The sequence below is a fragment of the Streptomyces sp. DG1A-41 genome (assembly GCF_037055355.1).
In the GTDB taxonomy this organism is placed as follows: domain Bacteria; phylum Actinomycetota; class Actinomycetes; order Streptomycetales; family Streptomycetaceae; genus Streptomyces.
The window spans coordinates 8,978,238-8,991,014 of record NZ_CP146350.1; the positions used below are offsets into that span (position 1 = coordinate 8,978,238).

7 protein-coding genes and 5 pseudogenes are annotated in these 12,777 nt (G+C 69.3%); 11 read left to right on the forward strand and 1 reads right to left on the reverse strand.

The genetic code is table 11. The features are described from left to right. Positions 1–109 precede the first annotated feature (109 nt). The 11 genes and pseudogenes from V8690_RS41595 to V8690_RS41645 form a co-directional block, all read left to right on the forward strand. Positions 110–1,759, forward strand: coding sequence for a CRISPR-associated endonuclease Cas3'' (locus V8690_RS41595; RefSeq protein ID WP_338785178.1), 1,650 nt, complete (start codon positions 110–112; stop codon positions 1,757–1,759). Next, positions 1,690–2,898: a helicase-related protein gene (locus tag V8690_RS41600; RefSeq protein ID WP_338785179.1), complete on the forward strand. Its 1,209-nt coding sequence runs from the start codon at positions 1,690–1,692 to the stop codon at positions 2,896–2,898. The genes V8690_RS41595 and V8690_RS41600 overlap by 70 nt, the downstream gene beginning before the upstream one ends. A gap of 145 nt (positions 2,899–3,043) precedes the next feature. Beyond that, positions 3,044–4,639 (forward strand): type I-E CRISPR-associated protein Cse1/CasA, encoded by a 1,596-nt coding sequence (gene casA, locus V8690_RS41605; protein ID WP_338785657.1) that lies wholly within the window; start codon positions 3,044–3,046, stop codon positions 4,637–4,639. A gap of 74 nt (positions 4,640–4,713) precedes the next feature. Beyond that, positions 4,714–5,343 carry a type I-E CRISPR-associated protein Cse2/CasB gene (casB, locus tag V8690_RS41610; RefSeq protein WP_338775245.1) on the forward strand — a complete coding sequence of 210 codons (630 nt, stop codon included), beginning with the start codon at positions 4,714–4,716 and terminating at the stop codon, positions 5,341–5,343. Next, positions 5,340–6,468, forward strand: a pseudogene (gene cas7e, locus V8690_RS41615) (type I-E CRISPR-associated protein Cas7/Cse4/CasC). The gene casB and the pseudogene cas7e overlap by 4 nt, the downstream one beginning before the upstream one ends. A 149-nt stretch (positions 6,469–6,617) precedes the next feature. Next, a complete protein-coding gene (gene cas5e / locus V8690_RS41620) occupies positions 6,618–7,115 on the forward strand; it encodes a type I-E CRISPR-associated protein Cas5/CasD (protein WP_338785180.1) in 498 nt (165 codons plus the stop codon). Positions 7,116–7,252: 137 nt separating this feature from the next. Continuing rightward, positions 7,253–7,663, forward strand: a pseudogene (locus tag V8690_RS41625) (type I-E CRISPR-associated protein Cas6/Cse3/CasE); the annotation flags it as partial. A gap of 95 nt (positions 7,664–7,758) precedes the next feature. After that, positions 7,759–7,902, forward strand: a complete 144-nt coding sequence (locus V8690_RS41630; protein ID WP_338785658.1) for a type I-E CRISPR-associated protein Cas6/Cse3/CasE — start codon at positions 7,759–7,761, stop codon at positions 7,900–7,902. A 56-nt stretch (positions 7,903–7,958) separates the two neighbouring features. Next, a pseudogene (gene cas1e / locus V8690_RS41635) lies at positions 7,959–8,910 on the forward strand (type I-E CRISPR-associated endonuclease Cas1e). Beyond that, positions 8,910–9,227: a type I-E CRISPR-associated endoribonuclease Cas2e gene (gene cas2e, locus V8690_RS41640; protein WP_338775241.1), complete on the forward strand. Its 318-nt coding sequence runs from the start codon at positions 8,910–8,912 to the stop codon at positions 9,225–9,227. The pseudogene cas1e and the gene cas2e overlap by 1 nt, the downstream one beginning before the upstream one ends. Positions 9,228–9,381: 154 nt before the next feature. Next, a pseudogene (locus V8690_RS41645) lies at positions 9,382–9,651 on the forward strand (DUF2252 family protein); the annotation flags it as partial. Between the two features lie 782 nt (positions 9,652–10,433). On the opposite strand, the pseudogene V8690_RS41650 reads toward V8690_RS41645, so the two are convergent. Continuing rightward, a pseudogene (locus tag V8690_RS41650) lies at positions 10,434–12,777 on the reverse strand (Helicase associated domain protein); the annotation flags it as partial.

Below are 12,777 nucleotides of genomic sequence, written 5' to 3' on the forward strand. Positions count from 1 at the left end.
GGTGGTGGTTGAATGCAGGCTCTTCTGGCTGGTCGGCAGTGCCAAGGGGGCGGGGTTGGTGGGGGAGTGGGGGGCGCCGGATGAGTCGGTGTGGGGGAAGTCGAGGGGGTTGGATCCGGGGCTGGCGCCGTATCCGCTGATCCGGCATCTTTTGGATGCTGCCGCGATGGCGCTGCACTTGTGGGATGCCTACCTGTCGGAGAGCCAGCGTGTGCGGATCGCTGAGGGGATGGGGCTGGCAGGCGAGGTGGACCGTGCCAGGACGGTCGTCGGGCTGTGTGCCGGTCTGCATGACGTCGGCAAGGTGTCAGGCTTTCAGTTCTGTTCTAGGCGCGGTAGCCAGTACCTCAGTGCGGAGCTGGGCGGTGACCGGGTGAAGATGTCCGCGGAGCGGTTCGGGCATGACGTGGCCGGCGCGCAGAGCGTGAGAGAGGTGCTGGCAGGTCTGGGTTTTGCCGGTGACGAGGAGCTGAAGGTCGCGGAGCGGCTGGCCGAGGTTGTCGGTGGTCATCACGGACGTTTTCACCGCCTTGAGGACGGTATCGCTGCGTCGTTTTTGGGTGGGGCGGCCTGGGCGCGGCAGCGGATGGCGCACGCGGCCGCGGTGCACGGGTTGCTGGGGACACCGCAGGCGCCGGGGGTGTTGAAGGCGCCGGCCGCGGTGCTGGTGACGGGGCTGGTCATTCTTGCCGACTGGCTGGTCAGCCAGGAGGACTACCTCCAAAAGCGGCAGCGGGGGCTGGAGCCGGTGCTGGCGGATCATTTCCAGCGTTCCAAGCGCGATGCTCCTGGTCTGCTGGCTGAGGCTGGGCTGGCCCGCGTGCGGTTGCAGCGCAAGGAGTTCGCACAGGCCTACGGCATTCAGGGTGAGCCCAATCCGTTGCAGCGCTCGGTGATGGACGAGCTGCGCCAGGCGGTCGGCGAGGGGCGTCGTGGCGGCATCTTTCTCGTCACCGCGGCGCCGGGGGACGGCAAGAGCGAGACGGCTCTGGAGGCCGAGCGGATCTTGTCCGAGGCGTTCGGTACGCAGGGGTATGCGTTCTTGCTGCCGACGATGGCCACCAGCGATCAGATGCACGGGCGGGTCGCGCAGGCGTTGCTGCGTCAGTCCGGCGAGGAGGCCGGGCTGACGCTGGTGCACAGTATGGCCTGGCTGAACAGCGCTTACGCCGACGAGGACCTGGTGGCGCAGAGCGTGTTGACGTGTGACGGGGACGAGGTGGGCCAGGGCAGCGGTCGGGCGGAGGCGGACATGCGGCCGCAGCGGTGGCTGCGCGGGTCCAAGCGGCCGCTGCTCGCACAGTTCGCGGTGGGCACGATCGACCAGGCCCTGATGGCGGTGCTGCCGGTGCGGCACAACGCGCTGCGGTTGCTGGCCCTGTCGGGCAAGACGTTCATCGTCGATGAGGCCCACGCCTACGACCCCTACATGCAGGTGTTGCTGGGCCGCTTGTTGAATTGGCTCGGGGCGTACGGCGTTCCGGTCGTGCTGTTGTCGGCGACGTTGCCGGCGTCGGTCAGTGACCGGCTGATCAAGGAGTACCTGAAGGGCGCCGGTCACAAGACGCGCGCCCTGAGCAAGCAGACGTTCCCGGCGCCCTATCCGGGGTGGCTGTACGTGGACGGGGAGAGCGGACGGGCTTCCCAGATCTCGCCCGCCGCCGGCAGGGGCAGGTGCGTGCGCGGGGCATGGAGCTGGATGTCGTGGTGGAGCCGGTCGTCCACGGCGGTGGAGGTGCCCGGGCCCGGCTGGCGGTGATCGAACGGCTCCTGAAACCGATCGAGAAGGAGGGCGGCACCGCCCTGGTGGTGTGCAACACCGTCGGGGACGCGCAGAACACCTACCTGAAGCTCCGTGAACGCTTCGACGAGCGCTCCCACGCACAGGGCGGAAGCGTGCAGCTGCTGCACGCCCGTTTCCCCGGCGACGTGCGTGAAGCCCGCACAAGGGAGGTCACGCAAGGGCTGGGCCGCAACGGTCCGCGTCCGCGGCGCCGGATCGTGGTGGCCACCCAGGTCGTCGAGCAGTCGCTTGATCTTGATGCCGACATCGTCATCAGCGATCTCGCTCCGCTGTCCCTGCTGCTGCAGCGGGCCGGGCGGTGCTGGCGGCACGAGAACCACTGGTCCCGGCACGGCTACCCCGACGGCCGCGGCCGCCCGGCCTGGGCGAGCGGGCCGCGTCTGGTGGTGCTCGACCCGATCGCGGGCGACGGGAAGACGCCCCCGCAGTGGGGCGAGGTGTACTCCGAGCACCTCCTTTCCACCACCTCCCGCACTCTCGCCCGGATCAAGGGCGGGACCGTCTCCATCCCGGGCGACGTACAGGACCTGGTCGAAGCCGTCCACGGGGACAACGAGGACTTCGACTGGAACACCCCGGGCGCCAGCGAGACCAAAGCTTGGGCGGCCCACAAGGGCAAGGACATCGCGGAACGCAGCATCGCCGGCCTCCTCGCCGTCCCGCGCGCGCGGAGCGTCTCGGCGCTGCACGACCTGCATCATCTGCCCGGCGAAGAGGACGAGTGGGAGATCTCCACCCGACTCGGCGCCGACTCGGTGCGACTGCTGTGCGCCTACGTGCACCAGGACGGCCGCGTAACCCTGGACCTGGAGGGTGAGCACCTGCTTCCCCAGGCCGGCGCGTCCGCCGCGGACGGCACGATGCCGGTCTCGTCCGTGCGGGAGGTGATGCGCCGCACCATCCCGGTCCGCGCCGACTGGCTCAGGGACGCCGATCCCGACAGCATCGCCCCACCGAAGTCGTGGACGCGGCACCCGATGCTCGCAGACCTGCGTGTGCTGTACCAGCCCGTGCAGGGCGGAAGCGCCCAGGCGGTGAAGGTCGGCGGCAAGACACTGCGGCTGGACAAGGACTGCGGTCTGGTGCGCCGCTGATACCAGTCACTGCCCGCCTTTGATCCGAAAACCTCCAGGTCCGGGCCCGTTGTCAGTGGCGGCTGCTTGAATGCCCAGACGGCGCCAGAGCAGGGCTCTGGGGGGCTTTGCCCTGCCCGTGTCTGGGTTGAGGGTGTTGGAGGGGATGACGGTGAGTGGGGGATTCGACCTGCGGATCGAGCCGTGGATTCCGGTGCGTCTGCTGACCGGAGGGTCGGCGTGCGTGGGCTTGTGCGAGTTGTTCAAGCGGGCGCATGAGATCGAGGATGTGGAGATCCCGGTGCCGCCGGCGGCGGCGGGCTTGATGCGGATTCTGGCGCCGATCGCGGCGAGGATCGCCGCCGATGGCGGGGACCGGCTGGATGATCCGGACGTCGCGGAAGACATCGACGACTGGTTCGATCTGCGGGAGCGTGTCCTGAAGGCTGGCCGGTTCGATTCGCGGGCGGTGGACGCCTACTTCGGCCGCACGGATTTGGTGGGCCGGTTCGACCTGTTCCATCCCGAGCGGCCGTTCCTGCAGGATCCCCGCCTGATGGCGGAGTGTGTGGATGCGAAGGGGTCGCCGAACCCGTCCGGGGTGAACAAGCTGGTGATGGGACGGCCCACGGGCATCAACGGGGCGGTGTTGTTCGGGCATTTCACCGACACCGCGCCCGTGCCGGTACCGGCCGCCGAGGCGGCTTGGCATCTGATCGCGCAGTTGTACTACGGCCCGTCCGGGCAGTGCACGCCCCGCCGGATCACGGGTGAGCGTGCGGGCAGCGGTGATGCGGCCCCGCTGCGCAAGTCCGTCTCCTACTTTCCGTGGGGGCCGGAGCTGTTCACCACGCTGGTGCTGGCCGTGCCGAGCCCCCAGGTTGAGGTCGACTGGGAGGCGGAGGACGCGTGCCCGTGGGAGGAGGATCTCCGCGCCCCTCTGGAGGCTTTGCCGCCGGTGACGTGGCCGGGCCGGATGCTGACGGGCCGGTTCCGTCATGCCGCGCTGCTCGTGTCGTCCGAGGGCGGCCGGTCGGTGACGGATGCCTACCTCACCTGGTCGACGCACGAGCTGCCGCAGAAGGTGCAGGACCCATACCAGATCCTCGATCGGCGCAAGGACGGCGACTTCCAGCCGCGGGAGGCCGACGGGGCGCGGGCCTTGTGGCGGGATCTGGACTCGCTGCTGCTGAAGGACAGCCGTCAGGACGCCCGGCGCCCTCCGGCTCTGGAGCACCTGCCCAGGTGGCTGCTGCCGCGGCTGCGGGTGCGCGCCTACGGCTTCGACCAGGACGGGCAGCAAAAGGACAGTGTCTGGTTCCGGGCGACGAGTCCGCAGGTCCTGCAGTGGCAGGAGGAGAACGATCCGGAGATGGCCTATTACGTCAAGCGCTGTCACAGTGCTGCGGAGCAGGCCGGTGACCGGCTGGACTTCGCTGCGAGGATCGCCTGGAAGATCGCCACCGACAGCAGTGTCGACCCATCACCGAAGGCCAAGATCAAGCTGGATGCCCGCAAGCCCGGCCCGTGGGCTTGTGCCGCGCTGACGCGGTACTGGCAGGCCGCGGAGACACAGTTCTGGCGGCTCACCGAGCCCGGCCGCACCACAGGCCGGGTGGACAGGCCGTTCGTCGACGCAGCCCTTGCCGCTCTGGATGAGGCCATCGGCCAGGCCAGCCGTGCGGACATCCGGGTGGCGCGCGCCCGTCACCGCGCCCGCGGCCTCCTTCTGGCACTGCTGCAGCCGTCCGTATCCGACTGAACCCGCCCGACCGCGTCCGTGCGGCACGGCAGGCGCTTTGTCACCCCACCCTTTCCCCGCATCAGGGATGTCTCATGACCGATTCTGCGCCGGCGGCTCCTGCTCCGCCGACCTCCTCAAGTGCCCGTCCCTCGGACCGGTTCGTCGCCTACGTGCACCGCGTGTGCGCCTCCACGCAGACTCGTGCCGCCCTGCGGCGCGGGCTCGGGCTGCCGGTGGAGCGGTGCAACTACGTGCACCGCTATCTGGTGCCGTGGCTGCGTGACCACGACGACCAGCACCATGTTGATGTCCGGCGGGCGTACTACGCGGTGGCCTCACTGATTGCCGCACGTCCCCGCTCGGCCCGCGACACCACGCCCGACGACAGCGCGTCCGTCTCCTGGTACGAGCGTTCCAACCTGGGTGCCTCGCTCGGCCAGGCCGTCGCCAAGGGCGTGATGAAGGCGAACTCCGCCGAAAGCGCTCTTCACCTGATGGCCCGCCAGAGCAGCGACGCCATCCACCCGGGCCTGCCCGCCCTTGTCCGCCAGCTCCAGTCCGGCGGCATCACCCTCGACTGGGCGGTCCTCCTGGAGGACCTCGCCTGGTGGAACCGCAGCCGCGACCGCATCGCCACCCGCTGGCTCGAAAGCTACTTCCGCACCGCCGCCGGCACGAGCGACCCCGCCCCCTTCGATTCCGTTATGGAGAACGACCGATGACTCTCTACCTGGACCTGAGTGCCCTGCGGTCGGTGCCCGACGGCCAACCTCAACCGTGACGACCTCGGCTCCCCCAAGCAGGTCCGCTACGGCAACGCCTCCCGCATCCGGGTCTCCAGCCAGTCCTGGAAGCGGGCCATCCGGCTCGGCGTCGAGCAGGACCTCGGGGAGAAGGCCGCCCGCACCCGCCTGGTTCCGGCGAAGGTGCAGCACGCCCTTCAGAACGCCGACTGGCCCGCCGAGCTGGCCGCGTTCGCCGGAGCGCAGGTCGCTGCGAGCGCCGGGAAGAAGGGCATCGGCACGGAAGCGGCAGGCCACACCTCGGTGCTGCTGTTCCTGCCGGAGGCGGCCATCGACGAACTGGCCGCCGTGTGCGCCGAGCACCGCCAGGCCCTGGAAGTGGCCCAGGGCAAGAAGAAGCCCGGCCAGGTCCTGCCGCCCCACCTGATCGAGCAGATCCTCAAGCGGCGCACCGCCTCCATCAGCCTGCTGGGCCGCATGCTCGCCGAGCTCCCGGACGCCAACGTGGACGGGGCGGCCCAGGTCGCCCACGCGTTCACCACGCACGCCGCCGAACCGCAGCGTGACTACTTCACCGCCGTCGACGACTGGCTGGGCGAGGCCGAAACCGGCAGCGGCCACCTCGACACCGCCGAGTTCAGCGCCGGCGTCTTCTACCGGTACGCGACCGTCAACGTCGCCGACCTGCTGAAGAACCTCGAAGGCGACGTCAAGGCCGTCCGCACCGTCCTCAGCTCCTTCGCCGAGCACTTCCTGCTCTCCCTTCCCCAGGCCAAGAAGAACAGCACCGCCCCGCACACCGTCCCGGACCTGGCCTACCTCGCCGTGCGCGAACACCGACCGCTCTCCCTGGCCGCAGCCTTCGAGACCCCCGTCACCGGCGACCCGCAAGGCGGCTTCTCCCAGCCCTCCCGCCAAGCCCTCGACACCTACGCCGGCAACATCAACCGCCTCACCGGCAACCGCAACCGCCGCTTCCACGGCCACACCGTCATCAACCCCGCCGAGACCTACACCGGGCTCGGCACCGCCCACGATTCCTTCGACCAGCTGATCGACGCCGCCGTCGAGGCCGCCGTGCCCGCCGGGCAGGACCAGCAGTGAGCGGGCTTCTGCTGCGCCTCGCCAGGCCCCCTGCAGTCCTGGGGTGAACGCTCCGCGTTCACCCCCGTGCGGGACACCGCGCCCTTCCCGACCCGCTCCGCACTCATCGGCATGTTCGCCGCGGCCGAGGGAATCGGCCGCAGCCAAGCTTGGACCGCTACCAGGAGCTGCGGCTCACCGTGCGCGTGGACCGGCCGGGCGTCCGGCTCGTCGACTACCGCACCGCCGGCGGCGGATTCCCCAAGGACCGCACCGCCGCTACCAGCGGAGGCAGCAACAAAGGCGCCGCCGTCATCACCCGACGCCACTACCTGTCCGACGCGGTGTTCGTCGTCGCCGTCACCGCAGCCGACGAGACCGTCGAGCGCCTCGCCGGTGCCCTGAGCCGCCCGCACTGGGCGCCCTACCTGGGCCGCCGCTCCTGCGTCCCCGACGAGCCGTTCCTCCTGCGCCGCCACGTCGACGACCCCGAGGAAGAACTCCGCACCCGGGTGCCGCTCAGCCGCACCGCACCACCAGCCAAGGACGGCGACGGGCCGGAAGCCGGGACGATCCCCGTGGAATTCCTCCTCGAACAGCCACCACCCCCAGCAGTCCGGGAGAACCTGCGCCGGTCGACGTCATCGACGTCAACGACGCACCGGTGAGCTTCGCCCAGCACGGCCGCAGCCACACCGGCCGCCGCCTGCACCGCACCCGGCTACCGGTGCCCCGCTCCCTGGCAGGCCCCCCACAGACCCTGATGCCAGCGCCTGATCGACTACGCCCACCTCGAGGAAAGCGCATGAACGACCACCCGGTGATCGCACGCATCCGCCTCAACCCGCACAGCCGCGACGTGCAGCGGGACCTGCGCGACGCCACCCAGATGCACCGCACCGTCATGCGGATGGTCCCCGACAACCTCGGCAACGCCCCCCGACAGCAGGCCGGGCTGCTGTACCGCCTGGAGGAGACCGACACCTCCAGCACCCTCCTCGTCCAGGCCGCCACACTCGACCCGGCACGCCTGCCCACCGGATACGGCCAGGCCGACGTCAAGAGCCTCGCCCCGATGTTCACCGCACTGCGCAAAGGGCTCGGCGTCCGCTACCGCATCGTCCTCAACCCCGCCAAACGGGAGCGGCTCTCCCTGGAAGAGAAGGGCAAGCGGGGACGGATCGTGCCGCTCTGTGGCGCCGACGCCGACCAGTGGTGGCTCCGCCGAGCCGCCGAAACCGGCCTCGACCTCCACGTCCTGACCTCCACCAGCATCGAGCAGGCCCGCCCCGCACCCCAAACGCCTCCGGCATGCGGCATAGCCTGCTCCGCTACGACGGCACCGCCACCGTCACCGACCCCGACGCCCTTGAAGACGCCGTCATCCACGGCATCGGACGGTGCAAACCGTACGGCGCGGGACTGCTCAGCCTCGCCCCCGCAACAACCGCGTGAGCCCGCCACGAAAGGGCGGTGAGGCGCGCAGACGCCTCGCCGCACCCACCCTGGCCATGCTCCCCGCGTCGCGGACTCCCTGTCCTTCCTCTACTTGGACATGGTCCGGGTGGTACAGGACGACACCGGAGTGTGCGCGCAGATCCAGATCGACGCACACCGCACCGACCTCGTCTACATCCCCACCGCTGCCCTGTCCTGCCTGCTCCTGGGCCCCGGCGTGTCCATCACCACCCCGGCCCTGGCCACCCTCGCCCGCCACGGCACCAGCGTCGTCTGCGTGGGAGCGGGCGGCGTCCGCGCCTACGCGGGCATCCTCCCCGACTCCCTCACCACCCACTGGCTCGAACAACAGGTCGCAACATGGGCCGACCCAGCACGCCGCCTCGAAGTCGCCGTCCGCATGTACCGAATGCGCTTCAAGGACGCCGACCTACCCGAATCCATCACCCTGGACCAGCTCCGCGGCATGGAAGGCCAGCGCATGAAAGCCTTCTACAAGATCCTCGCGCAGCAGCACGGCATCGGACGCTTCCGCCGCAACTACCGGCCCGACCAATGGGACACCCAGGACCCCGTCAACCTCGCCCTGTCCGCAGCCAACACCTGCCTGTACGGCGTCGTCCACGCCACCCTGCTCGCCCTCGGACTCTCCCAGCCCTCGGCTACGTCCACACCGGCACCCAGCACGCCTTCGTCTACGACATTGCCGACCTCTACAAAGCCGACATCACACTCCCCCTCGCCTTCGCCCTCCACAACTCCGACAACCCCGAACAAGAAGCCCGCCGCCGCTTCCGCGAAAACCTCCGACTCCTACGCCTCCTGCCCCGCATCGTCCAGGACGTCCAGTCCCTACTGACCCCGCCCCATACCCAGGCGACCACAGCCGGCGACGACACCGACGAGGAACGCTCCGAACGGCATGACGTGCAGATGGTCCACCTCTGGGACCCCAAAACCGGAGTCCTCCCAGCAGGCGTCAACTACGCCAACGGAGGCACCTGATGCCCTCCATGGTCGTCATCGCCACAACCGCAGTCCCCGACCACCTACGCGGCGCCCTCAGCCGATGGATTAGCGACGTAGTGCCCGGCATCTTCGTCGGCAGCGTCTCGGCCCGCGTCCGCGATGAACTCTGGCACGCCGTCACCGAAGTCGTGGGCAACGGCGCCGCCATCCTCGTCCACCCCGCCGCCACAGAACAGGGCTACGCCATCCGCACCGCAGGAACCCGCCGCCGGATCCCCGTCGACTTCGACGGCCTTACCCTGATCCGCATGACCGCTGCTCCAAAGGTAAAGGAAATGCAAAGCCCCTCCTAAAGTGCAGGTCAGGAAGGGTCCTCCCCGCCGACGCGGGGGTGTTCCGCCCGCCACCGAGTCGACCCGGGCGAAGACAGCGTCCTCCCCGCCGATGCGGGGGTGTTCCGTCGTCGGACTGCTTGGCCTGCATGGCCTGCCGGTCCTCCCGCCAGGCCCGGCCGCGTTCCGCGTGAAGTTCCGGAAGATGGCGGCCTCGGCCTTCGCGTTCTACCGGGGCACGGCGTGCCTCTTCTACCACGATCTGGATCAAGAAAAGCGGGGCGGGCCGTTCCTGGACGAGCGCACCTCGCGCGTGTGGATCCACGGCGACCTGCACGCGGAGAACTTCGGCACGTACATGGACGCCAACGGCCGCCTGATCTTCAACGTCAACGACTTCGACGAGGCCTACGTCGGCCCCTTTACCTGGGACCTGAAGCGCTTCGCCTGGCGCCCCCGGAGACGTGCTGCAGGTGCCCCAGTCCTCGCCCACTACTGCGGTTGTCTGATCGGGCCGTGCGGCGTCGGCAACCCCACGCCACACGGTCCCGCGCTCTGCTGTCCGGTGCGCCCGGGGTCACCTACGACGGCGGGCTCAGCGGCACTTTCTGTACAGCACTACTCAGCGCTGGGCTCAACGTCCTCGACGGGAGGACCGGAGAGGACCGTAATCCCGTTGTAGGTGTACGCGATTTGCGAGGCCGGGTACGAGCCATCGCCGTCAGCAGTCGAGGGGTCCGCAGGGATATGCAATGGCTTGTATCCACCGTATTTATTCTTGAGCTGCTGCAGCCTGGCAATGGCTTGGTCAACGGTCAAAGCGTCCCAGTCATCACTCATGTTCGGCTGCCTTCCCTGCGGTCATTGGTCATGAGTCACCTTCTGCAGAGGGCACCGGCCACCGCACGGTGGGTGCACCGTTTGGGTGGCGCTACGGCGACCTTGAGCAGCCTGAGCAGGGGCCGGAGCGGCAGGCTCCCCAGCCATCCGCACAGCGCGGGCAGTTCGCCGCGCGAGACCCCGGCCCTGACCTGCGCCGCGACAAGCGACAAGCGGCGCTACTGTCCCCCGGTCGCCGAGTAGTCGGCGCCGGGAGACCGGTCCCTGCGGGCAGAAGCCGAGCGCCGGCCCCGCCCGGCCTCATACCGCGCGGGCAAGGCCGCGTACCGCGCAGGGGGGCCGTGCCGGCTGCGTCCGGCACGGCCCCTGATGCAGCCTTCCACACGGCTACACCGCCGCCCACTCCAACCCGAGCTCCGCCAGCTGCTGGAGTTTGTCGGGGGTGAGCTTGGCGCGCCTGCTCTTGCTGTTACTCAGGAACACCCCTAGTCGGACCTCTGTGCCATCGGGCAGGACTTCGATGTGGGAGCGGCTGATGGGCCCTGCGGAGCCCGTGCGGGCTTTGTACTGGGCGAGGGCTGCGATGCTTCGTTCGAAGGTGCCAGAGGCCGTCTTGGGGGCCTTGGCGGGTGTGTCCTGCTCCGGTGGCAGCGGGGTGATGCCGAGTTGCTCGAGGCGCTCGCGTTGCTCGTCCGTGAGCCCGGTCCACACCGTGTGCTGACGGTTCCTCTGGACAAACCGTCCGACGTCCATCCCGTGGACGGTGACGCCGGGTAGGACGTCGGCCTGGTCCTCGTCGCGCAGTAGCTCCCGCAGCGCGGCGTAGTTGCGCTGCCAGTCCGCCGGCCACGCCGGGTTCCAGTCCGGGTCGAGCTCCTTGAGCGCCTGCTCCCACTCCGGGTGACCGTCCAGAGCACCGGGCCGCCGAAGGTTGGACAGCCATTGCCCCACCGGCCTGTCCAGCGCTGTCGCCGACCTCGGTGCGCACAGGGTCCAGTGCATCTCGTAGTAGGCGCGGGCCGCTTCCAGGTTCTCCTGGAACCGCTCATCCGCCAGGCTCCACACCATGCCGAGTTTCTCCAGCCGTCGGGCGCGTTGGCCGGTCATCTGCCCGGTCCCGTAGGCCCTTCGCTGTTCGGCGACCCATTGCCCAAGGGGGTGCGGGCCGGGGGGCTCCTTGTGGCCGTAGGGGACGCGGGCGTGGCCCTCGCGTTCGGTGAACCGCTTGAGCGCGGCCCAGCCGCGTGCCCAGTCCTGGCGTTCGGTGTCGATCACGTTGAACGACACCCAGTTTGCGACCATCACCGGGTCACGGGGAGCGGCGAAGCGGAGCAGCAGGCGGGATTCTTCCTCGCCTTCCTCTGGCTCCGGGCCGATGAAGGCGGACGGCTGCACCACGTCCTTCTGCGGCTCCTGCGGAATAGCGAGCAATTCCACCGCCTCTTCATCATGAGCCCGCAGACCCTCCAATACCTTCACCAAATTCCGATACGATCCCGAGGTGAACATTTCCTCGGGCTGTTCTCCGGGCTGGAGAAATACCGGCACGATCAGAGAAGCGAGCTTTCCCTGTCCGGGCTTTTGCCGCAGCGCCCGGCCGATGGCCTGGACGATGTCGTGCGGCGCGCCCTTGGGGTCCAGCAGGGCCACACAGTCCACGGCCCGGATGTCGACGCCCTCGCCCAGGACGCGACAGTTGGAGAGCACGGCCCGCTGCGCGGTGGACCCGAACGAGCCCAACACCTCCCGCCAGGCGCTCCGGGGCGTGCTCGCCGCACAGCCAGTTGGCCCAGATCCGCTTCGGGTACTTCTCCGGCTGGTCAGCGTGCAGCTTGGCAGCCACCCGCTGAAGCCCCTCCGCGTATGCCTGCGCCTCGATCGTCCGGTGGTGGAAGGTGATGCACGTCTGGAGCCCGTGCTGCGCCATCGTGTGCAGGAGCGCGGCCTGGAGGGCCCCGAGTCGTTGCCCGCGGACTTCCTCGGTGTACCGGTCCTCGCCATAGAGCCGCTCGGGCGTGAGGACCGGGTCCTGGAGCTCCAGGACGATGATCTGGTACCGAGCCAGAAGACCACGCGAGACGGCCGATGCCAGCGACAGCTTGTAGAGCACGGGCCCGAAGATCTTCTCGTCGTCCATGGAAGCCGCCATCTCCCGCGGCAGCGGGTCACGTACCCCCTCGGCAACCTCCCGGTTGGGCCGCTCCTCCCAGATCCGCGGCGTGGCCGTCAGGTACAGCCGCCGGTATGCCGGGATGACGGTCTGGTCGTGGATGTCCGCCCACGCCTTCCCCATCGACCCACTTGTCCTGTGGGCCTCGTCCACGCACGCGAGGTCCACCGGGGAAAGCTTCTGGCCGTAGGCGCCCTCGAAGGCCTCCGCCAGGACGGGCAGGGACGCGTACGTGGCGTAGATGGTCACGGGTCCCGTGCCGTGCCACAGGGCCAGCTGCACGGGGTTGGTGGTGGAGCGCACCTTGAGGTTCCACAGCTCGGGGTCGTCCTGGAGCGAACACGCCGCCACGGCCGGCCCTTTGTGCCCGGCCTCGTGCCACGCCTTCACCGTCTGCGCCAGCAGGTCCAGCGTCGGCACCAGCACAAGAATGCGCCCCTTGGGCACAAGCCGTTTTGCCGACGCGGCAGCAATGATGGTTTTTCCCGTGCCGCATGCGGCGTGTACCTGTCCGCGGAGGCCGTTGAAGGGAATGCCGCCGGGCGGGATGTCGAGTCCGCG